Origin of the sequence: uncultured Lutibacter sp. (assembly GCF_947495725.1) — a bacterium.
GTDB lineage: Bacteria > Bacteroidota > Bacteroidia > Flavobacteriales > Flavobacteriaceae > Lutibacter.
Genome location: NZ_CANLZZ010000009.1, coordinates 62669 through 86240, shown reverse-complemented (window position 1 = coordinate 86240; position 23572 = coordinate 62669). Strand labels below are relative to the sequence as shown.

The following is a 23572-nucleotide window of genomic DNA, read 5'->3' as shown; positions in this document are numbered from 1 at the left end:
ATATACTAAATTTTTATGAAAAGTAGCTAATATTCGAAAATTCCAAATTCGCTTTTAATTGTTAACCGCTTTGTGTTGGAAGCTTCAACTTTTCCAATAATTTGGGCATTTACGTTATATGATTTTGATATTTTAATAATGTCTTCAGCAATTTCTGGTGAAACATACAATTCCATTCTATGCCCACAATTAAATACTTGATACATTTCTTTCCAATCAGTTTTACTTTGCTCTTGAATTAATTTAAAAAGTGGTGGAATTGCAAACATGTTATCTTTAACAATATGTAAATTATCAATAAAATGAAGAATTTTAGTTTGCGCTCCTCCGCTACAATGCACCATACCGTGAATGGTTTTAGCATTGTATTTATCCAAAATGTTTTTTATAATTGGTGCATAGGTGCGTGTTGGTGAAAGCACTAATTTACCCGCATCAATTGGAGAGTTCTCCACTGAATCTGTTAATTTTACATTACCTGAATACACTAAATCTTCTGGTACAGCGGCATCAAAACTTTCTGGAAATTTTTTAGCCAAATACTTATGAAATACATCGTGACGAGCGGAAGTTAATCCGTTCGAACCCATTCCTCCATTATATTCTTTTTCGTAAGTTGCTTGTCCAAATGATTCTAAACCAACTATTACATCTCCTGGTTTTATATTTGCATTATCAATAACATCACTACGCTTCATCCGTGCTGTAACTGTCGAATCTACAATTATGGTTCTCACTAAATCACCAACATCAGCTGTTTCTCCACCTGTAGAATGAATTTCAACTCCAAAACCTTTTAAATCTTTTAATAATTCCTCTGTTCCGTTTATAATGGCAGAAATTACCTCACCAGGTATTACATTTTTATTTCTTCCAATTGTAGAAGATAGCATAATATTATCGGTTGCTCCAATACACAATAAATCATCAATATTCATAATTAAGGCGTCTTGTGCAATTCCTTTCCAAACAGAAATATCTCCAGTTTCTTTCCAATACATATAGGCTAAGGACGATTTTGTACCGGCTCCGTCTGCGTGCATAATTAAACAATAATCATCGTTTCCAGTTAAATAATCTGGCACAACTTTACAAAATGCTTTAGGAAACAATCCCTTATCTACATTTTTAATTGCATTATGAACATCTTCTTTTGATGCCGAAACCCCTCTTTGACTGTATCTTTTACTTACTTCTGAACTCATTGTACCTTAATTATATTGATGTGCAAAAGTAATTCTTCTTTTTCACATAATGAAACATAAAAAAACCGAATGTAATTACATTCGGTTTTTTTACTTTTTTTTAGTTATTCCCAATCTGGCATTCGTGCGTTTTCAAATAATTGAGTCCTGTCATCATCATTACTATTTAAATCAAATTCGCTTTTATATATATAACTAGTTGAAATATTATCATTCGAAGTATTTTCAAAAATTATTTCGGCTTCGTTTGGTGAAAACCTTGGATCTAAATCGTTAGTTCCGGATTCTTTACTTTGAGATAAGTCAAAGGTTTCTCCACTAATAAAATTATATATATAAATATGAGAATCTAATTGTCTACCGTTAAAATTCTCAAATTCAGATACATCATAACTATATAGTAATAATTTATTATCTACAGATATATTAATTCCTCCTGCAGCTCCTTTAACATCTGATAAAACGTTCGTTAATATATTTCCACCCAAATCAATTGTATAAATTTTTACGTTATATCCTGTAATATCATTTGTTTTTAATGCTATAATACTTTCATCATTACTCCAGTCACATTCTGTAATAAAGCTTCCATCACTAGTTTGATAAATCAGTTTTAATCCACTTCCATCTTTATTAATTACATATAATTTATCGTAATGTGGATACAGCAATCTATCTCCGTTAGAAGACCAAGAGAAATCCATTTTATCTAAATTGTACCCCTTTACTGGTACTTGTGAAGTAACTTGTCTAACATCCGCCCCATTCAAATTCATTGTAAATAAATGAGTTTCATTATTATATGTTCTTAAAAATGCTATTAAATTGGAAGAGTTATTTTTTCTAGGTCTCCAACTGTTTATATTTTCTGATGTTAACTGAACCTTATTTTCGACAATACCATCAGCCACATTATAGCCTGAAGAATATATTACATTATTACTTGATATTTTTTCCACATAAAAGAATCTATTTTCTGGGTCAATTCTTGTGGTAAATGAACTTAATGGACTTAAAACATTTTCATTTACATCATCACTCGCCGTTACTTGCCAAAAATACTTTACTCCATATTTTAAATCGGATGCTACAAAAATTGTATCTGTTAAATTCTCAAATTTTATAAGCTCATTATCTTGATCATTCTTTAATTCTAAAGTATATTTAATTTCATCCAAATCAGGATCTGAGGCTCCCCATACAAACTCAACAGAAAGTTCTTGGTTTTCAATTCCATCTTCTGGTGAATAAAGTATTGGTGTACTTGGAGGTTTGTTTAAGGCATCATCATCTTCCATTTCAAATATAACATTTACAACAGCATCTTTAGAAACTGTTGCAGGTTCAAAAGATGTTAAATACCCCTCTTTTGTTGCGCTTATTGAATAATCACCTTCCTCTACAATATCAAATTTAAAATAACCATTTACATCCGTAAAAACTGTATTATTCGAAGAACTTAAAGTAATTTTTGCATTCTCAATTGGGCTAAAGCTGATTGCTTCAACAACCCTACCTGTTATTACTCCCTCTCCAAGTAAGTCAATTGTATCTTCACTACAATTTATAAACAAACTTAGTAGAGCTATTAAAACAATTTTAATTCCTTTTTTCATATTCAGTTTTATTTAATTATTCAAATAATACCTTTTTCGCTCTATTATATGGTTTCCCAAAATAAAAATTAATCCCGGCACCAATTTTCCAGTAATAATCATTTCTCTTACCTTGAACAACATCATCAATCTTGTCGTTAAACATTAAATTTTGTTCGCCAAATAAATACAATCCAAATTTATTTGATGGTAAATATTCTATTCCTAAACCATATTGAAACTTTAAAAGCATATCTTTTAAATCCCTATTATTTGTTATAGAACCTATACCTCCATAAATATATGGTGAAAAATTGTCGTAGGGAAGAATTGTGTAGTCTAGGTTAACATCCAAATTTAAAAATTTCTTCTTGAATGAATCTTCATTCTCTAATTCGAAATAGCCCAAATTAGAACTTAAACTTAAAGCAGGATTTTTTAAAAATAATTTTGACTTAACTCCGCCTCCCATTTTTCCAACAGGATTAGAATAATCTCCAGATATATGAGATGACGAACCATATGCTCCAATAGCTATTCTCCCTCTTCTATCATCAAATTCTCTATCGAGCAGTGCAGTGCTTGCCGCTTCTTCTTTCTCTTTATTGTATTCGCTCTTTAAATATTCAATGATCTTATCTCCACCTTTTGGAACCCATAACCCATCTATTACCCCTTCAATAATTAACAATTCAACTGCTTTGTCTATTGCTTCTTTAATTGCAAGTTGAGTAGGTTCATTTTTTGTAACTCCCGTTTCAACTTCTAACAAACGTTTAACATCCACATATCTAAATAAATTTGCCGAAATACCTTGAGACAAAATTGTTTTGGACACATATACATTTTTTAATATTCTTCCACTAGATGTGGAAACAGCTCTCAAATAAATTGTAATTCTGTCCTGTCTATATTCCGTGGAAGCTCCAACCCCAAAATATCTTGCTCCGGATCCACCTGTTATAATATTTGAATCGTAGGAAACAACTCCTCCTTCTAAAATTATTCCTGCAAATAATAATGGAGGTATTGATGTAGTTTGATCTTGTTTTGCGTCTGCCGCATACTCTTGCCTAGTTGATCTGATTATTTGTCTTTCATTAAGTAAATTTCCAATATTTTCTCTCTCAATTGGAGTAAACCACTTTGACTCCTCTAATGATTTTAAAAGAATTGATGTACCTCCTTGAGTAACTGCAGTACTAAAAGTTGAACCATTTTCCACCAATTTATACTGCCCCGTATGGTCTCTAAATTTATAGACTCCAACAACTGTTTCCGTAGCAGGTAAAATGGTATCTAAAATACTTTTACGCGAGGTACTTTCACCTATCCTAGCCTTTGAAATTTTTATTGGCTGATTAAAAAATGCTCCACAACTCGTCAAAAACACTAACACAGTGTAAACACTAAATTTGATTAGTTTGTTCATTTAAGTGGGGGTATTATTTTAGTTTGGTATAATAATTTGTGTTTGCTCTCCGGTAGTAGTATCTAAAATATTTACCGATAAACCATCGGTTGAAGGAGAAATTTTAACAACCAAAGACCCAAAAACATAGGTTCCTACTGTTAAAGCTGAATCTCCAAATTCTTGTTGAAACAAATCTTGAGATAATGAGTTTAACAACTGCCTATTTAAAGTTTCTGTAAAATTGTCTAAATCCGACCCTTGGTCAAAACTAAAGTCAGATTCTTCTTCAAAACTATTTTGAGCATTAGCTGAAGCTAATAATTGCTGATAATTAAATGTATCTCCACCAAAAAAAGGATTTATTGGTTTATAAACAATATTTTGAGAATATGTTAAAAAAGGGATACATATAAGAATTAATACGATGTAATACTTTAACTTTTTCATACCTAAATATACTAATTAAAAATTAAATTCTGCTATTCTTAAACAACATTTTTCTTTGTTTTGCATATTGATTAACTCTTTGGATTGAAGCTTTTACAGCAGACCTTAAATATTCTTCATCTGGTTTTGACATAAACTCAAATAACACTCTGTCTTCACTTGTAACTGTTATAATACTACTTCTTCCAAAATAAGGTTTCTCTTTTATTGTAATTATAAATGGATGCATATTTCCCGAAGTGCTATAATTTTGATAAAAATAATCATGAAAATCCTTGCCAACTTTTGTAATTACATCGTCAATTACAATTCCTTTTAGCACAAAGTCTTCTTCTTTTTTAATTTTTCTAGTCGAACTTTTGTTTTCCGCAGGAATAACAACTAAAGAATCTTTTGAAATTAATTTATTATTTTGCTTTATAAATAAATAAATTTTTAAATTTTCATTATTTTCTAAATTCATTCTAACTTCCGATAAAACTTTGCTTTCATTTGGATTTAATGAGAATTCACCTTCTTGATTATTACTAGAATAATTTCCTGAAGCACTCATTTTTAAAGCCAATAAATTATAATAAAGTTTTTCTTGAAAAATTTCCTCTTGATTCTCTGCCTGAGCCTCTATAAGAATTAAATTATCAGTTTCTTGAATGTTAATTTTACCTTTTACTTTTTCATTTAATTGACTATAGCTTACTCCAGTTAAAAACATTAAACAACTAAAAATAATATTTACATAAAGTTGTTTCATAATTCTAATAATTTTTTATGATAATAGTTTTAAAATTGGATTTTTGAACAATACTTAAATTTTTAATTATAGAATTTTCACCATAAATATGAAGTGCATTTGAATTACCTTGTTGTAAAACATTTAAATTTAGAGCCTCTCGACTATAGAAACTAATGAAATTATAGCTATTTCTATCTCCAATTTGTGCAATTTTCTGAGAAGCATTAAACTTTTTAACAATATCTATATTATTGTAATTTCCAATTTGATCTAAGGAAACAAAATTACCAGTTCCATTGGAAGAGTTATTACTTATATTCTGAAGATGATTATTTTCTGGTATAAAAAAATTATTCTCATACAAATGTTTGTACAAATCCTTTTCTTCTTGAGAAAAAAGGAAATTTATCCCAAATATTAAAATGCTAATGGTTAAAACAAACTTCTTTTTCATAATATTCGTTTTAAATTATTATATCCTACAACTAATTTACAAAAAAATAATAGAAGAGGGATTAAAATCCCTCTTCTATTAAAAATTAAATTCTTCTATTACCAAGAAAAATAAGCTGGATTCTGATTGTATTGAGTTACGCAGGCTCCATTCATTCTACCTACTTGATTAACATTACTATTGTTATTTCCAATAGCAGTTGCAGAAGTTGTTTGATCAACTAATGCCGTATTCATATATCCTCTTTGATAAACATAACTTAAATTATCTGCTCCAATAGCATCTTGATTTATACAAGCTTTATTACTTGTTCCATACTGCATTACATCTGAATCATTCATTGCTAAACCTCCTGAAACAGAAGTTTGGTTTTCAACAGAAGTATTTGAATAACCACTTTGAAACGCATAGGCATTATTATTGCTTCCGTTTTGAGTTTGTTGTGCCGCATTATCATCTCCTCTTTGTGCAATTTCTGCCGTATTTCCAGCAGCTCCATCAGAACCAGAATTTTGATATTGCTCTGCATAATTTCTATTTCCCCATGTATTTGGCAATCTACCCATTTGAGAAATAGTAGCTGTATTATTATCGTAGTATTGACTTTGATAAGCTACATTAGCTCTACCTGCTTGAGTTGAACTTGCCATATTATCCTCAGCAAAACCAACACCTACAACCTGCTTGGTATAATTACGCCATCCTATTTGATTTACATTACCAGTATTTCTATCTCCATTGTGATCAATATCAGAATGATTATTAAATCCTTGTTGACTTACATATGCGTTATTTTCATGACCACCGTCTCCGAAATTTGCACCATCTTGGTCTATTTTGGAATAGTTTCCAGCTCCCTCTTGTAAAACATGTGCCATATTCATATAACCTCTTTGATCCAAATCACTTATGTTATCCCAAGATCCAGATCCGATTGTTGCCGGAATTACTTGATCAATTTCGCAATCAATACAATTTGGACTTTGTGGTTGTTGTGCAAATAACAAGGCTGTTGCGCATAGCATAGCTACACTTAAAATAAGTTTTTTCATAATAAAAAATTTTTATAGTTAGTAATTAAAATAATTTCTATTTCACAAATTTATAGGGTAATACAACTAACTTACAGATAATACAATCCTAAAAATTAGAAATCCTTTAAATTCATTAAATAGGGTAATACAATTTTTTTTTTGGGGTTTAAACAGTAGGGCTTATAAAATAATTAAGTACTTCATTATTTGTTTAAACAGGACTAAAGTACTATTATTCTACTAATAATCACAACTTTAAAACAACTACTTTGCGAATTGCAAGATTTCAATAACAAACCGCAACTTTTGTAACATAAGTTGCATATAACATATAAACAATACATTTATTACAATAAAAAAAGGTATTTTAATGAAAAATCATTTAAATACCCTTTAAGAATAACAATTTTGTAAAATTTTAATAATTCTTTATAATCAAAGATTTAAAATTTGTTTTTTGAATAATACTAATATTTTTAATAATTGAATTTACTCCATAAATGTGGAGCGAATTAGAATTACCCTTTTGCAGAAGATTTAAATTAAGTGGGGTTTTATTATAGTAATTAATAAAACCATAATAATTATTATCTCCTAATTGACTTACCAACTGAGCTTCGTACCCAATTTGTTTTAACTCTACGTTATTGTTGTTTCCTACTTGATTTAAGTTAACAAAATTATCTGAAGATTGAATATTTTTTGATAATTCTGGATTTTGATTTTGAAGTAAAAGATTAGGATTGTTGTTTAATTGAAACTGATTATTTAACAATTCAAAACTACTAATAGTTCCCTGAGCTAACAAATTAAAATTAGTTAAAAGAGAAATAATAAAGACTAAAAAATAAATATAAATCTTCATTCTTTTTGATTTAGAAAAAAGAGGGGATATTCCCCTCTTCTTTTTTAATTAATTATTAGAATTAATGTCCACCACCATTTCCACAACCATTTCCATTTCCACCACCTCCGTGTTGAACTACATCAGAAGTGTTTCCATAACCTCTTTGGAATATTTTACTACTATTTTCCATTCCTCGCTGCACAACACTTGCCTCATTAGCATTTCCACATTGCATTGTTAAACTCCAGTTTAAATGCCCTCTTTGATCAACATTTGCCTCATTATCATTTCCTTTTTGTTTTATAAAACTCCAACCATCATGACCGTGTTGCTCTGTGGTTGCACTATTTTCATCACCATATTGAAATTCCCAAGACTCATTAGAGTTCCCTGTTTGGAACGTTGTTTGTTCATTTTCATCACCAACTTGAAGTACATAACTTTCATTAGACTTACTATCTTGTGTTGTTGAAGAAGTGTTTTTGTCTCCAAACTGTGAAGTAGCACTAAAACTTCCATTACCTGCTTGTTCTGTATATGCAATATTGCCATCTCCCATCTGCAACGTATAACTCAATACATTATGACCTGTTTGCTTAGTTGTAGAAGTATTTCTATTTCCTATTTGACTTGTATAAGCATCATTTCCATTTCCTTTTTGATCGGTCATTTGCACGTTACCATTTCCAAGTTGGAACACATAACTTTCATGAGCTTCAGTAACTGAACCTTCATCAGCCGTCATTAATTCTGGTTCATCATCTTCTCCTCCACCTTTTTGATTTGTTGTAGATTTATTAGCATAACCATCTTGATATTCAAAAGCTTGATGACCTTCACCTCTTTGATCTACTGCTGAATTGTTACCACTACCAAATTGATGTTGTACAGTATAATTGCTTTTACCATGTTGTTCGGCAGAAGCTACATTTTTTGTAAAACCAAATCTAGTTGCATTTTGTACTTGAACCGCTCTGTTTGAGTTTCCTCTTTGAATAATACTAGCTTTATTTCCTCCCCAAGAATACCAATTAGCACCTGATTGATTTTGAACAGCTTCATTTGCCTTCCCATCTTGGTCTATTTTACCAATATTATAAAAGTCACGTTGTGTTTGACGTGCTGAATTTCTATTTGCAACTTGAGTTACCTTAGCGTAACTGAAATATGAACCAATTTGATCAACAACGGCATTATTTAAATGTCCTTTTTGACTTACATCGGCCTTATTATACCAACCTACTTGATCAATATCAGAAGTATTCGTATTTCCGTGCTGTACTACTTGTGCATCATTTTTTTTCCCTCGTGAATTAATATCACTCATGTTTGACTGTGAGTAAATTAAAGTTGTAGCGAAAAATATCGCCATCACAGATAATAATTTTTTCATAATTAAAATTTTTAAATTAATAAATTATTTAGTGAAATAAACTTATACAGGAGCACAAACTATTTTTAAGAAGACAAAACACAATACTGCATTTCCAACTTAAAATAATTATATAAATTTACAACGTAGGGTGAGAAACTTAATTTTTGAGGCTTATACTTTTTCGCAATTGCATTTTTTTTTAGAATTGAAAACTATTAATACTTAATACTTTCAATTTCCACATTAAAGATAACTATACTCTTGTTAATTTCAAATATTAAAATATTAAATTTCAGTAATTTAGAATGCTTCTATTCAGACACTTAAGTTACATATAAAATCGCTGATTTATTTTTCACAACAAACTACTTAAAACCTTTAATAAATGGTTTAAATAAAAAAAACCTGATTTAAATCAGGTTTTTTTTATTTAATTCTATCTTGCAAAAAGAAGTTCTCTATATTTGGTTAAAGGCCATAATTCGTCATCAACCATGAGCTCTAATTTATCGCAATGATATCTTATTTCCTCTAAAAAAGGCTTTACCTTTGTACAATAACTTGCTGCCTTTTCTTCAATTTTAGTTAATTTATTTGCTTTTTTTCGAGCAGCAATCATTGCATCAATTTTTATATGAATAGCTTCAATATGACTTGATATAAGTTTTATTAATCCTATTTGCTCTTTAGCATGCTCTTCAAAATCTTTTCCAAATATTTCTTTTAAACCCGAAACATTTTTAATTAACATATTTTGGTAACGTACCGCAGTTGGAACAACGTGGTTCCCAGCTATATCTCCTAAAACTCTAGATTCAATTTGTATACGCTTTGTGTATTCTTCCATCTCAATTTCATATCGTGCTTCGGTTTCTTTCCTCGACATTACTCCCATTTCTTCAAATAATTCAATCGATTTTTTTGAAATTCTTGCTTTCAAAGCTTCCGGTGTTGTTTTATTATTGCTCAACCCTCTCTTTTTAGCTTCCTTTTCCCATTCAATACCGTAACCATTTCCTTCAAATAAAATATTTTTTACTGATTTTATATACTCTCTAAGAACGTTAAATATAGCCTCATCCTTTTTTAAATCTTTCTTATCGATTAATGCATCAACTTCAACCTTAAAATCTTTTAGCTGTTTTGCCACAATAGTATTTAATACGGTCATTGGGTTGGCACAATTTGCAATAGAGCCTACTGCTCTAAACTCGAACTTATTACCTGTAAAAGCAAACGGAGAAGTTCTATTTCTATCTGTGTTATCTAATAATACATCTGGTATTTTTCCAACAACATTCAATTTTAAGTCGGTCTTTTCCTCAGGCGATAGTTTCCCTTTTGTAACACCTTCTAGCTCTTCTAAAACATTTGTTAATTGCTCCCCAATAAAAACAGAAATAATAGCTGGAGGCGCTTCATTTGCACCCAATCTATGATCGTTGCTTGCAGATGCAATAGCAGCACGTAATAATTCTTCGTTATTATGTACAGCCTTTATGGTGTTTATAAAAAATGTTAGAAATTGCAGATTACTCATAGGGGTTTTTCCAGGCCCCAATAAATTAACATTTGTATCTGTTGAAAGCGACCAATTATTATGTTTTCCCGATCCATTAACTCCTGCAAATGGTTTTTCATGTAACAACACTTTAAAATCATGACGCAATGCCACACGTCCCATAACGTCCATTAATAATGAGTTATGATCAACAGCTAAATTAGCTTCTTCATAAATTGGAGCTAACTCAAACTGATTTGGAGCAACCTCATTATGCCTGGTTTTCGCAGGGATACCCAACAACATACACTCATTTTCCAAGTCGCGCATAAAATTATATGCTCTTGTTGGTATGGATCCAAAATAATGATCATCTAATTGTTGCCCTTTTGCTGGGGAATGCCCCAACAATGTTCTACCTGTTAAATTTATATCTGGTCTGCTTCCAGCCAATGCTTTATCTATTAAAAAGTACTCTTGCTCCCAACCTAATGAAGAAGAAACCTTCTTCACATTTTTATCGAAATACTTACAAACTGCAGTTGCTGCATCATCCACAGCATGCAATGCTTTTAATAAAGGTGTTTTATAATCCAAAGCTTCTCCTGTGTATGACACAAAAATTGTTGGAATACATAAAGTCGTTCCATAAATAAAAGCAGGTGAAGTTGGGTCCCAGGCCGTATATCCCCTTGCCTCAAAAGTATTTCTTATTCCACCATGAGGAAAACTAGAAGCATCTGGTTCTTGTTGCACTAATTGACTTCCTCCAAATTTTTCAACTGCCATTCCATTACCAATTGTTTCAAAAAAAGCATCGTGTTTTTCTGCAGTAGCACCTGTTAACGGTTGAAACCAGTGTGTATAATGGGTAACTCCTTTTGACAAGGCCCATTCTTTCATAGACGACGACACCTGATCTGCAATTTTTCGATCAATTTTTTTTCCATGCTCAATAGCACTCATAACACCTTTAAAGGCTTCAGATGTTAAATATTGACGCATGGTATTTTCATTAAAAACGTTTTCTCCAAAAATTTCTGAACGTTTTTTTACTTCATTTACCTTAACCGGTTTTCTATTTTGCGCAAGCTGAATTGCTTTAAATCTTAATGTTGCCATTCTAATAATTTATATTTAATACGAAGATACAAGAAAATTAAAAATATAATTTATAAATAAATATCATTTTTTAGTATATTTTTTAATTTTTTTACAATTACCCTATAAAAAAATAGGGTATCGACAAAAATAATATGTATTAAATATTTTTAACCCCTTAAATTTTTATTGTATGGTATAAATAATTATTTTTGTCAAAATTATTTTGTAAACATTAAAAATTATTTATAACATGGCAAAAATAAAATTAGAATACCTTTGGTTGGATGGTTATTTACCAACACAAAACTTAAGAAGTAAAACTAAAGTTGAGGAGCATGAAAATTTCCAAGGAACTCTTGATGAAATTGGATTGTGGTCTTTTGATGGTTCATCTACAAAACAAGCTGAAGGAGGTTCTTCTGACTGTGTTTTAAAACCAGTTGCTATTTATCCTGATCCAGATCGTATTAACGGTTATTTAGTAATGACTGAAGTAATGAATGCTGATGGAACTCCACACCCATCTAATGGTAGAGCTACTATTGATGATGATAATGATGACTTCTGGTTTGGATTTGAGCAAGAGTATTTTATTATGGATGTTAAAACAGAATTACCATTAGGATTCCCTAGAGGTGGTTACCCAAAACCTCAAGGAATGTATTACTGTTCTGTAGGTGGTTTAAACACTCATGGTCGTGATTTAGTTGAAGAACATGCTGATCTTTGTATTCAAGCTGGTTTAAACTTTGAAGGTATTAATCAAGAAGTTGCTTGTGGACAATGGGAATACCAATTATTTGCTAAAGGAGCGAAAAAAGCTGGTGATGAAATTTGGGTTTCTAGATATTTATTAGATAGATTAACTGAAAAACACAATTACTATATTGAATACCACCCTAAACCACTTGGTGATACTGACTGGAATGGTTCTGGTATGCACGCTAACTTCTCTAATACAACATTAAGAACATGCGGTTCTAAAGAGACTTACGAGGCTATTTGCGAGGCATTTCGTCCTGTAACAAAAGAACATATTGAAGTTTATGGTGCATTTAACGATCAACGTTTAACTGGTAAACATGAAACTCAATCTATTTCAGACTTTTCATATGGAATTTCTGATCGTGGAGCTTCAATTCGTATACCAATTATGGTAGTGCAAAAAGGTTGGAAAGGTTGGTTAGAAGACCGTAGACCAGCTTCAAATGCAGATCCATATAAAGTTGCTGCAAGAATTATAAAAACTGTAAAATCAGCTAAAATTTAATTTTAGTTATTTATACTACAAAAAAAAACACTGCATATGCAGTGTTTTTTTTTACAAAATTTAAACGCCTAGTTAAATTATCATTTTATAAATAAAGCCTAGGTATAACGCTAATAGTATTAATCCCTCTTTCCAACTTAATTTCATTCTTACTGGTGCAAAAACTAAAGGGAAAATTAGCAATGAAAAGCCAAGCATCCAATAAATATCGCTCGAAAGCAATCCGTTATCTGTTACTTCTACCGGTGTTATAATAGATGTTAAACCTAAGACAGCCAAAATATTGAAAACATTTGAACCTATTAAGTTACCAAGCGAAATTGCTTTTTCTTTTTTCAATATTGCTATTACCGAGGCGGCTAATTCGGGAATACTTGTTCCAACAGACACAATTGTAATTCCAATTACACGTTCACTTACATTAAACTTCTCTGCCATTCCTACGGCTCCATCAATAAGTAATTCAGATCCTCCCCATAAAGCTATTCCTCCTATTATTAAAAACATTACATTTTTATATAAAGGCAACTCTTCATCATCTTCAGGCAACTCATCCACAACCGCAGTTTTTTGAAATTTTAATAGATAAACTAAAAACACCAGCAACATTGAGAACAAAATAATTCCTTCATATCTCACCAAAACTCCATCAAAAGCAATAAACCCATATAGCATTGCAGAAGCAACCATCATAACAGGCCAATCTGTTTTATAAAAACTTTTTTCTACACTAATTGTAGAAATTAAAATAGTAATGGCTAAAACCAAACCTAAATTTGCAATATTAGAACCAATTACATTTCCTAAAGCTATATCTGCGTGTCCATCTAAAGCTGATTTAATACTTACAATTAATTCGGGAGCTGATGTTGCGAAAGAAACAACCGTCATTCCAATTACAATTTTCGGTATTAACAACCTTAATGAAAATCCAACAGCTGCCTTCAATAACCAATTACCTCCTAATATTAACAATAATAAACCAAGAGCTATAAATAATAAATTCATCAATATTTTTTATTGCAAATATAGCAGAATAAAAATGTGTTGAATTATTTCAATTTAAAAATAAAAAGAAACAATTACCTTTAAATTTTGTCTATCTAAAACAAATAAAATTTTTGAAACCAAAAGTATAAGAATAAATTTTGCTTGTAATAAAATTAAATTAACAATTTTCCCAAAGCACAAAACTTTAAATTTTCACATAAAATTCTTTTTCCTTCATTAATTTAAAACCAATTGCTTTAATTACTTTTCAAATTATTGCATTTTGCAAGATCTTTTTTTAATTGTTAATTTCGTGTTATGAAAAAAACAATTTTTAAAATTATTGCAAAAATTAATAAAATTATGCTCCCTAGTTACTCAAAAAAAGGACTAGATATGGTTAAAGCAAAAAAATGGCAACTCGCAATTATTGGTTGGCGCTATTTTGTTACAAAAAATAGTTTGTAAATAATTTATTTATATTATATTTGCACCCGTTAAAACGGCCTCGTGGCGCAACTGAATAGCGCATCTGATTACGGCTCAGAAGGTTACAGGTTTGAATCCTGTCGAGGTCACAAGTTAAAAACGCAATTTCTTTTTTTTGAAATTGCGTTTTTTTTATTTTATAGATTCTTACAACTTCATTTTATTTTAATAAACAAAAAAAAGGAACCAATTTTAACAATTGATTCCTTAGAAACTTTATATAATTTTAGAAAATATTTTCAAAGAATGATAAAAGTCATAGATTAAACAAAACATTAACTATATTTTTGTCTCATATTTCATTACTTATTGAAATAGGTAATGTTTTTGATTTTTTTAGTTAGTAGTAAAAAAAAGAGAATTTGTCTTCAAATTCTCTTTTTTTATTTTAAGTTTGGTTCGAAATACTATAAAGTAACAACTGAATTTTCTTCAGCTCCTAATCCACTACCAACAAATTTATCGGCATTAGCATCGTTTACCCATTTTTCACCATCTAAAAGATATTTGAATTGAAATTCTTGCTCAGCAGGCAAATCAATTACAACTTTAAATGATCCATTTTTTAACTTTTTCATAATAACTGGTTCAGCAGTATTCCAGTTATTGAATTCTCCTAACAAATCTACTCTTTCAGCTCCTAAAGCCTCTTCTTTATCTAATAGAAAAGTTACTTTACAAACCGGTTTACTCTTTAAATATTGTTTCTTTAAACTCATAATATTCTAATTTTTAATATGATACTACAAATTTACTTTATCATTATTAGTTATTTTACAACTCTATTCTCTAATTTATATCCTAATTTAACCTAAAACTGTATTTAAAGCGTATTCAGGTTAATTATTAACAAGAATAGATGTAAATATTTCAAGTTTTAATTCAAAATTAACCAATTTGTATTTTTAAATGATTTTGCGATTAAAAAGACCTCTTTAAAGCAATAAAATTATTTCCGCCAATAATTAACCTTTGCTTACATCATAAAAATAAGTGCAATAAATTACTTTAATCATATTTTAACATTACAAATCCTTATTCAAAACATATTATTTGTAAAAATATCAGTCAAAACTATTTTTTATCCTACAAAAATTAACGAACTTTAACAAAACCTAAGCTATTGAATATCTGTTAATTTCATAATTATGGAAAAAAGTTTCAAAATTAATGTCGATGAGTCTTTTGAATTCAATTTAAAAACTTCCGATGCCGATAAATTAGATTTAATTAAGCTATCCAAAAAAAAGCTTCACATTATTCACAACAACAAATCTTTTAACATCCATTTAAATAAATCTCAATTTTACAAAAGAAAGTATGTGATTACCATAAATGAACATATTTATAATGTTAATATTTCTAATCAATTAGATCAATTAATTAAACAACTAGGTTTATCTAGTGGATCTTCTAAAAAAATAAATCAAATTAAAGCCCCAATGCCAGGGATGATTTTAAATGTTTCTGCTAAAGAAGGAGATTTGGTTAAAGAAGGTGACACCTTGCTAATATTGGAAGCCATGAAAATGGAAAACTCAATTTTAGCACCTAAAGATGGTATTATTAAATCGGTTAATATTAAAAACAATGAAACTGTAGAAAAAGGTGAATTAATGATTGAGATGGATTAATTGACTTTACCAAGTATCAAAAACTAGTTATTATGAAAAAAATTTTAGTAGCAAACCGTGGTGAAATAGCCATTAGAGTTATGAAAACCGCAAAAAAAATGGGAATAAAAACAGTTGCCATTTATTCACAAGCTGACCGAAATGCGCCCCATGTTAAATTTGCAAGCGAATCTGTTTGTGTTGGAGAAGCACCTTCAAATAAATCATATTTAAGAGGAGATAAAATAATTAAAATAGCTAAAGAATTAGAGGTTGATGCCATTCATCCTGGATATGGATTTTTAAGTGAAAATGCAAATTTCGCAGAATTATGTGAACAAAATAACATCATTTTTATTGGACCGAAATCTAAATCAATTCAAATGATGGGAGATAAATTAGCCGCAAAAGATGCTGTTAAAAATTATAATATACCTATGGTCCCTGGTGTAGACAGAGCTATAGTAGACCCCAAAGAAGCTGTTGAAATAGCTCATCAAATAGGGTTTCCAATTCTAATTAAAGCTGCAGCCGGTGGAGGCGGAAAAGGAATGCGTATTGTGGAAAAGGCAAAAGATGTTGAAGAACAAATGAAAAGAGCCGTTTCAGAAGCAAATTCAGCTTTTGGTGACGGTTCGGTATTTTTAGAGAAATATATTACATCTCCTAGACATATAGAAATTCAAATACTTGCCGACAACTTTGGAAATATTTTACACTTTTTTGAAAGAGAATGTAGTGTGCAAAGAAGACATCAAAAGGTTTTAGAAGAAGCCCCTTCCTCTATTTTAACTCCTAAATTAAGAGATGAAATGGGACAGGCGGCAATAAAAGTTGCAAAATCTTGCGATTATCTTGGAGCCGGTACGGTTGAGTTTTTACTTGATGAAAATTTAAATTTTTACTTTCTCGAAATGAATACCCGATTACAAGTTGAACATCCTGTAACTGAATTTATAACTGGTGTTGATTTGGTTGAGCAACAAATTAATATTGCCAGAAATGAAAAAATAACCTTAAAACAAGAAGATTTAAAAATTAACGGACACGCATTGGAATTACGGGTCTATGCGGAAGACCCTCTTAATAATTTTTTACCAAGCGTTGGAAAATTAACAACTTATAAAATTCCTGTAGGAACCGGAATAAGAGTAGACGATGGATTTGAAGAAGGAATGGAAATTCCTATTTACTATGACCCTATGCTTTCAAAATTAATAACTTATGGTAAAACTAGGGATGAAGCCATTCAATTAATGATTGAAGCCATTGAAAATTACAAAATTGTAGGAGCTATGACTACTTTACCATTTGGTAAATTTGTTTGTAAACACGAAGCGTTTAGATCGGGTAATTTTGATACTCATTTTGTGAAAAACTACTACACTCCAGAAAAGCTTCAAAAAGAATTGGAAGAAGTAGCAGAATTAGCTGCTTTAATTGCCTTAAAAATCCATCTTGAAGAACAAAAAATTTTAAAAGTACCTGGAGTTTAACTAACTAAATAAATTATTATGGATAAGCATATGGAGACCAAAATTGAAAAATTAGACAAAAGAGTTGCTCTAGCTCATTTAGGTGGTGGTGAAAAAAGAATTGAGAAACAACATGCAAAAAAGAAATTAACAGCTCGAGAACGAATAGCATATTTATTAGATGAAGGTTCGTTCGAAGAAATGGGCGTTTTAGTAACTCATAGAACTACAGATTTTGGAATGGAAGACCAACTTTTTTTTGGGGATGGTGTTGTTACTGGTTATGGAACAATTGATAACAGATTGGTTTATGTTTTCGCACAAGATTTTACGGTTTTTGGAGGTGCATTATCTGAAACTCATGCCGAAAAAATTTGTAAAATTATGGATGCTGCTGTTAAAGTAGGTGCGCCTTGCATAGGATTAAATGACTCTGGTGGAGCAAGAATTCAAGAAGGTGTTAGATCCTTAGGTGGCTATGCCGAAATATTTCACAGAAATGTGCAAGCTTCTGGCGTAATTCCACAAATTTCTGCAATAATGGGACCTTGCGCTGGTGGAGCTGTTTATTCACCCGCAATGACAGATTTCACCATAATGGTAGAAGATACTAGTTATATGTTTGTTACTGGACCAAACGTGGTTAAAACTGTAACAAATGAAGAGGTAACTTCAGAAGAATTAGGAGGTGCTAGTACACATTCTACAAAATCTGGTGTTGCACATTTAACTTCTGCAAATGATATTCAATGTTTAGATGACATTAAAAAGTTATTAAGTTATATTCCTCAAAATAATAGAAAAACTACTAAAAAAATACCTTATGAAGTGGGTGAAGAATTAAGAGAACATTTAATTGGCCTAATTCCTGAAGATACTCATAAACCTTATGATATGCATGATGTTATTAAGGGTTTAATTGACGAAGAATCTTTTTTTGAAATTCAAAAAGACTTTGCTGAAAACATTATTGTTGGTTTTGCACGTTTGGCGGGAAGAAGTATAGGAATAGTAGCTAACCAACCAATGCAATTAGCTGGTTGTTTGGATACAAATTCTTCAATAAAAGCAGCTCGATTTACCCGCTTTTGTGATTGTTTTAATATTCCTTTACTAGTTTTAGTTGATGTTCCTGGTTTTTTACCTGGAACTGATCAGGAATGGAATGGGATTATTAAAAATGGTGCAAAATTACTATATGCCTTAAGTGAAGCAACGGTTCCAAAAATAACCGTAATTACTAGAAAAGCTTATGGAGGAGCATATGATGTAATGAACTCTAAACATATTGGTGCAGACATGAATTTTGCTTGGCCAACAGCCGAAATTGCAGTTATGGGAGCAAAAGGTGCAGCTGAAATTATTTTTAGAAAAGAAATTGCCGCTTCTGAAAATCCAGAAGAAAAATTAAAAGAAAAAGAAGCTGAGTATGCCTTTAAATTTGCCGACCCATACAGAGCCGCAAGACGTGGCTTTATTGATGAAGTAATATATCCTAAAAATACTCGTCGAAAATTAATTAAAGCTTTTCAAATGCTTGAAGGAAAAGAAATAAATACACCTAAAAGAAAACATGGAAATATTCCACTTTAAAAAATAGTGTTAAACTTGTGTTAACCTGTAAGTTTTAACAATAAATATCGTCAAATTTTTAAAGAGTTAAAACTTCATTTTTTAATTTAATAATGTTCTTTTGGTTAATTAATTAACTCTTTTGGAAAAGTCAGTATGCAAATACTGACTTTTCTTATATTATTTCAGCAGATAATCCTTTTGTAAGTAATTGAATACAGCGCGGTTTTAAATCGTTATATTCACCTGTTTTAACAGTACATTTACCTTTATAATGAACTAAAATTGCACATTGTTCAGCCTGTTCAAGTGTATGATCACAAATTTCAATTAATGAATCAATAACATGGTCAAAGGTATTCACATCATCATTAAATAAAACAATTTCATTTAAAATTGTTTCTTTTTCCAATGTATCAACATCTTCTTGTATTTTCTTTTTTGTACTCATAATTTTACTAATTTATAAAAAAAAATGAAATTACATCCATTTTAAACAAACAACAGAATTTATATTTTTAAGTTCATTTACTTTTTTAAGTAGTCCTGTTTTATTATTTCTTTCAAAAACAACTAAATTGTTAGTGTCTTGATTTGCAGCAATTAACCAATTTCCATCAGGTGAAATTGTAAAATCTCGTGGTGTATCTCCAAACGTTAATTGTTGGCTAATTAACTCTAGCTTGTTGGTTTTTATATCAAACTTAAAAATTGCAATAGTATTGCATCCTCTATTTGAAACATACAAAAATTTACCATCTAAACTTAATTTTATTGCTGCTGCAGAAGAAGTTTCCTTAAAAAAATTAGGTATTGAATTTATGGTTTTTACTACTTCATACTTTGAATTAATCTTATTCAAAATTAAAACATTACCTGTTAATTCATTTATTACAAATGCCACCTTTCCTGACTTATGAAATACTATATGTCTAGGGCCTTCACCTAATGAAACGTTAATTTTATATTCTTCAATCAAAGAATTTTCTAAAGAATTAAAAACAACAATTTTATCAATACCCAAATCAGGAACAAATACTTGACCATTATTTTCTATAACCATATGTGCATGTGCACATTCTTGTCTTTCTTTGTTTAAACTTGACCCAATATTTGTAATAGTTTGGTGGCAAGGTTTTAATAGTCCATTTTTTTCAATAGCGTATAAGTGCACATTACCTGTTTGATAACAAGCTACTCCCAAAGTAGTATCATTAATTAAACTTAAATGACAAGGTAAACCTCCAGCTACTGATTGTTGATTCAATAATTTTAATGAGAAATTTTCTTGAATTTCAAACGAAAGCACAACAGGCTTTTTATCCTTTGAAACTTCTTGAAAACTATATAAGTACTTCTTACATTTTGAAATGGCTATATAACTTGTATTTCTGTTTAAAAAAACATGCAGAAATTGCAACTCACCTGTTTTTTGATTAAAATTAAAACAATAAATACCCTTACCTGTTCCTTCTAATCCAGGTCCAACTTCTTGCGTATAAGAACCACCAAATAAAATCATTATTCAAATATATATTTTAAAGCTACCCAATTATTACGTTCAATAATTTTATCAATTTTTAAACCGTATTTAGATACTTCAGCATCTATAATTGGAATATCATCTTGATAAAAGCCACTAAACAAAATTGTGCCATTTTCATTTAAACAATTCATGTAAGCTTCCATATCATTTATTAAAATATTTCTATTGATATTTGCAATAATTACATCGTATTTTTTATTTAATAAAAGAGAAGCATCACCTTCAAAAACATTAATATTTTTACAATTATTACGTTCTACATTTTCTATTGAATTTTGGTAACACCAATTATCAATATCAATAGCGTCTATAGGTTTTGCTCCTTTCATTTCCGCAAAAATTGCCAAAATTCCAGTTCCACAACCCATATCTAATGTTTTCTTATCTGTTAAATCCATATCCAACAAGTGTTGAACCATCATATGAGTAGTTTCGTGATGACCTGTTCCAAAACTCATTTTTGGCTCAATAACAATATCGTATTTTAAATTTGGATTCTCGTGAAATGGCGCTCTTATACTTACCAAATCATCAACTTGAATTTGATTAAAATTCTTTTCCCATTCGCTATTCCAATTTGTTTGTTCAATAACTTCTTGTTTGTAAGAAATCTCAAATTCATCCGAACTTAGTATCTGAATATCATTTAATATTTCAGCATTCCAATCTCCTTCTTGAATATATGCCGTTACTCCATCTTCATTTTCTACAAAACTTTCAAAGTTAGCAAAACCCAACTGTGCTATTAATATCTCAGTTCCTGGTTCTTTTGGCGCTACCTTAAATGTATATCCAATATATTTTAAATCCATGTTTTTTTATTTTCTGCATACAAAAATACGGTTTCCTTTCAATATCAAAGAAAACCGTATTTAATTTTATAATTCTATTTTTTTAGAAAGACTTTATTAAAGCCAAAAAGTTATCGGCATTTAAAGCTGCTCCACCAATTAAACCACCATCAACATCTTCTTTAGAAAAAATTTCTTTAGCGTTTCCTGGATTTACACTACCTCCGTATAAAACTGACACATTTTCAGCAACTTCAGTATTATATTTAGCTGCAACAATTTTTCTAATAAATGCGTGCATTTCTTGCGCTTGTTCTGGAGAAGCAGTTTCACCAGTACCAATTGCCCAAACTGGCTCGTATGCTAAAACAATATTTTTCCAAGCATCGGCTGGTAAATGGAATAAACCATTTTTAATTTGGCTTTCAACAACATCAAAATGTTTATCAGCTTTTCTATCTTCTAAAACTTCTCCAAAACAGAAAATAACTTCTAATCCGTTAGCTAAAGCAGCGTCTACTTTTTCTGCTAAAATAGCATCTGTTTCACCAAAGTATTCTCTTCTTTCAGAGTGTCCTAAAATAACAGTTTTTAAACCTAAGGAAGTTAACATTTCAGCAGAAATCTCACCAGTGTAAGCTCCACTTTTAGCTTGATGCATATTTTGGGCAGCAACCTCTACATTTGATCCTTCCGCAACTTTTACAACCTCACTAATATTTACAAATGTTGGAGTAATAATTACTCTTGTATTTTCTAATGTTAAATCTTTTACATTGCTTACAATTTCGTCAGCTAACTGTACAGATTCTTGAACGTTTTTGTTCATTTTCCAGTTCCCTGCTACTATCTGTTTTCTCATGATATTATATATTTGATATTATTATTCTTATTAATCCCACAAATTTACAATTAAAAGCCTAAAAACTAGTGTTAAGCAAGTGTGGATTGCGCAATCGTTTTCGATTAAAAGTAAACATTAAATAGCTACTTTATTCTAATTTTTGGATCTAATAACCCATAAATTATATCCACAAAAATATTTATTAAAATAAACATTGTTGCTATTACCAAAACACTTCCCATTATAATTGGTAAATCAAGTGTATTTAAAGCGTTTACTATTTCTTTACCTAATCCATTCCAATTAAAAATGTATTCCACAAAAACGGCTCCCGCTAGCAAAGATGCAAACCATCCTGAAATTGCAGTTACTACCGGATTTAAAGAGTTTTTTAAAGCATGTGTTTTTATAATTTTAAATGTTGAAAGTCCTTTTGCTTTTGCAGTTCTAATATAATCTTGGTTTAATACTTCTAATAATGAATTTCTCATTAATTGAATTACAACCGCCAATGGCCGAATACCTAATACTATTGATGGCAATAATAAATTTTTCCATTGAATATAAATGTGATCTCCAAAATCATCGACTTCATACAAACTACCTGTCATATTTAAATTAGTGTATTTATGCAATACAAAACCAAAAAGCCAGGCAAATAAAATAGCAGAGAAAAACGAAGGAACACTCATTCCTAATGTGCTAATTACTGATATAATTCTATCAAAAAATGAATCTTTATAAAGCGCTGAGAGTATTCCAAAAAAGATACCAATTATTATTGCTATTGTTATTGCAGAAACCGCTAAAATTGCCGTATTTGGCAATGTTTCATTTATTACCTCTGAAACATTTTTATCATTTTTTTGAAACGATTTTCGTAAATAAGGCAATTTAACAACAACTGTCTTATCCCTTGTTGAAACTAACTTTGTAAAAGTATACTTATCACTATCTAAAAAAGTGTAGTTTTCAACTTTATTACTATGAATTGAAATTGGAGATAAATCATTTAGATAGTATAAGTATTGTATGGAAACTGGCTGGTCAAATCCATACTTTTTTCTAATATTTTCAAGTTGTTCGCTATCTTCTCTCTGATCTAACATCATTCTTGCTGGATCTCCAGGTAAAATGTTAAACAAAAAGAAAATAACAGTTACCACTCCAAATAGTGTTAAAATTCCGTAAAATATTTTATTTATAATATAGCTAAACAATGTAGATTATTTGTTGAACAAATATAACTTAAACTATTAAAATTACTACTTTT

The 23572-nt window shown here is 30.0% G+C and carries 22 protein-coding genes and 1 tRNA gene; 6 read left to right on the top strand and 17 right to left on the bottom strand.

What is annotated here, in order from left to right; translation table 11 throughout:
* Window positions 1-26: 26 nt before the first annotated feature.
* The 10 genes from Q0776_RS17380 to Q0776_RS17335 form a co-directional block, all read right to left on the bottom strand.
* Complete coding sequence (locus Q0776_RS17380; protein ID WP_298371159.1) at window positions 27-1205, bottom strand: AIR synthase related protein; 1179 nt, start codon at window positions 1203-1205, stop codon at window positions 27-29.
* 104 nt (window positions 1206-1309) lie between these two features.
* A complete protein-coding gene (locus Q0776_RS17375; protein WP_298371156.1) occupies window positions 1310-2821 on the bottom strand; it encodes a carboxypeptidase regulatory-like domain-containing protein in 1512 nt (503 codons plus the stop codon).
* 16 nt (window positions 2822-2837) lie between these two features.
* On the bottom strand, window positions 2838-4232 hold the full coding sequence (locus Q0776_RS17370) for a CsgG/HfaB family protein (RefSeq protein ID WP_298371153.1): 1395 nt from the start codon (window positions 4230-4232) through the stop codon (window positions 2838-2840).
* 18 nt (window positions 4233-4250) lie between these two features.
* Complete coding sequence (locus Q0776_RS17365; RefSeq protein WP_298371151.1) at window positions 4251-4661, bottom strand: curli production assembly/transport component CsgF; 411 nt, start codon at window positions 4659-4661, stop codon at window positions 4251-4253.
* Window positions 4662-4683: 22 nt separating this feature from the next.
* Entirely contained in the window at window positions 4684-5412 is a 729-nt protein-coding gene (csgH, locus tag Q0776_RS17360) for a curli-like amyloid fiber formation chaperone CsgH (protein ID WP_298371148.1), read from the bottom strand.
* 4 nt (window positions 5413-5416) lie between these two features.
* Complete coding sequence (locus Q0776_RS17355) at window positions 5417-5848, bottom strand: hypothetical protein (RefSeq protein WP_298371145.1); 432 nt, start codon at window positions 5846-5848, stop codon at window positions 5417-5419.
* 98 nt (window positions 5849-5946) lie between these two features.
* Complete coding sequence (locus Q0776_RS17350) at window positions 5947-6900, bottom strand: hypothetical protein (RefSeq protein WP_298371144.1); 954 nt, start codon at window positions 6898-6900, stop codon at window positions 5947-5949.
* Window positions 6901-7300: 400 nt separating this feature from the next.
* Entirely contained in the window at window positions 7301-7747 is a 447-nt protein-coding gene (locus Q0776_RS17345; RefSeq protein ID WP_298371142.1) for a hypothetical protein, read from the bottom strand.
* A 61-nt stretch (window positions 7748-7808) separates the two neighbouring features.
* A complete protein-coding gene (locus tag Q0776_RS17340) occupies window positions 7809-9122 on the bottom strand; it encodes a hypothetical protein (protein ID WP_298371141.1) in 1314 nt (437 codons plus the stop codon).
* A gap of 418 nt (window positions 9123-9540) precedes the next feature.
* Window positions 9541-11727, bottom strand: a complete 2187-nt coding sequence (locus tag Q0776_RS17335) for a glutamine synthetase III (RefSeq protein WP_298371139.1) — start codon at window positions 11725-11727, stop codon at window positions 9541-9543.
* Window positions 11728-11959: 232 nt separating this feature from the next.
* Here Q0776_RS17335 and Q0776_RS17330 point away from each other — a divergent pair, with 232 nt between their 5' ends.
* On the top strand, window positions 11960-12979 hold the full coding sequence (locus Q0776_RS17330) for a glutamine synthetase beta-grasp domain-containing protein (RefSeq protein WP_298371136.1): 1020 nt from the start codon (window positions 11960-11962) through the stop codon (window positions 12977-12979).
* A 72-nt stretch (window positions 12980-13051) separates the two neighbouring features.
* On the opposite strand, the gene Q0776_RS17325 is transcribed toward Q0776_RS17330, so the two are convergent.
* Complete coding sequence (locus tag Q0776_RS17325) at window positions 13052-13990, bottom strand: calcium/sodium antiporter (protein WP_298371133.1); 939 nt, start codon at window positions 13988-13990, stop codon at window positions 13052-13054.
* A 297-nt stretch (window positions 13991-14287) separates the two neighbouring features.
* Here Q0776_RS17325 and Q0776_RS17320 point away from each other — a divergent pair, with 297 nt between their 5' ends.
* A complete protein-coding gene (locus Q0776_RS17320; RefSeq protein WP_298371130.1) occupies window positions 14288-14437 on the top strand; it encodes an SsrA-binding protein in 150 nt (49 codons plus the stop codon).
* Between the two features lie 36 nt (window positions 14438-14473).
* Window positions 14474-14547 (top strand) — tRNA-Arg (locus Q0776_RS17315).
* Between the two features lie 318 nt (window positions 14548-14865).
* Here Q0776_RS17315 and Q0776_RS17310 read toward each other — a convergent pair.
* A complete protein-coding gene (locus Q0776_RS17310; RefSeq protein ID WP_298371128.1) occupies window positions 14866-15177 on the bottom strand; it encodes an isoamylase early set domain-containing protein in 312 nt (103 codons plus the stop codon).
* Between the two features lie 429 nt (window positions 15178-15606).
* Between Q0776_RS17310 and Q0776_RS17305 the strand changes: the two genes are divergently transcribed.
* The 3 genes from Q0776_RS17305 to Q0776_RS17295 are packed head-to-tail and all read left to right on the top strand — an operon-like array spanning window position 15607 to window position 19139.
* Window positions 15607-16092: an acetyl-CoA carboxylase biotin carboxyl carrier protein subunit gene (locus tag Q0776_RS17305; RefSeq protein WP_298371125.1), complete on the top strand. Its 486-nt coding sequence runs from the start codon at window positions 15607-15609 to the stop codon at window positions 16090-16092.
* A 32-nt stretch (window positions 16093-16124) separates the two neighbouring features.
* Window positions 16125-17567, top strand: a complete 1443-nt coding sequence (locus tag Q0776_RS17300; RefSeq protein ID WP_298371122.1) for an acetyl-CoA carboxylase biotin carboxylase subunit — start codon at window positions 16125-16127, stop codon at window positions 17565-17567.
* Between the two features lie 30 nt (window positions 17568-17597).
* Window positions 17598-19139 (top strand): acyl-CoA carboxylase subunit beta, encoded by a 1542-nt coding sequence (locus Q0776_RS17295; protein ID WP_298371186.1) that lies wholly within the window; start codon window positions 17598-17600, stop codon window positions 19137-19139.
* A 154-nt stretch (window positions 19140-19293) separates the two neighbouring features.
* Here Q0776_RS17295 and Q0776_RS17290 read toward each other — a convergent pair whose 3' ends face one another.
* The 5 genes from Q0776_RS17290 to Q0776_RS17270 form a co-directional block, all read right to left on the bottom strand.
* Window positions 19294-19569, bottom strand: a complete 276-nt coding sequence (locus tag Q0776_RS17290) for an ATP-dependent Clp protease adaptor ClpS (RefSeq protein WP_298371119.1) — start codon at window positions 19567-19569, stop codon at window positions 19294-19296.
* Window positions 19570-19599: 30 nt separating this feature from the next.
* Window positions 19600-20640: a lactonase family protein gene (locus tag Q0776_RS17285; RefSeq protein ID WP_298371118.1), complete on the bottom strand. Its 1041-nt coding sequence runs from the start codon at window positions 20638-20640 to the stop codon at window positions 19600-19602.
* Window positions 20640-21476 (bottom strand): 50S ribosomal protein L11 methyltransferase, encoded by an 837-nt coding sequence (prmA, locus tag Q0776_RS17280; protein ID WP_298371115.1) that lies wholly within the window; start codon window positions 21474-21476, stop codon window positions 20640-20642. Before prmA ends, Q0776_RS17285 begins: the two co-directional genes overlap by 1 nt.
* Window positions 21477-21558: 82 nt before the next feature.
* The gene (gene tpiA, locus Q0776_RS17275; protein ID WP_298371114.1) at window positions 21559-22317 is read right to left on the bottom strand and encodes a triose-phosphate isomerase; all 759 of its coding nucleotides are present in this window, start codon (window positions 22315-22317) and stop codon (window positions 21559-21561) included.
* A gap of 125 nt (window positions 22318-22442) precedes the next feature.
* Complete coding sequence (locus Q0776_RS17270; protein WP_298371112.1) at window positions 22443-23519, bottom strand: ABC transporter permease; 1077 nt, start codon at window positions 23517-23519, stop codon at window positions 22443-22445.
* Window positions 23520-23572 lie beyond the last annotated feature (53 nt).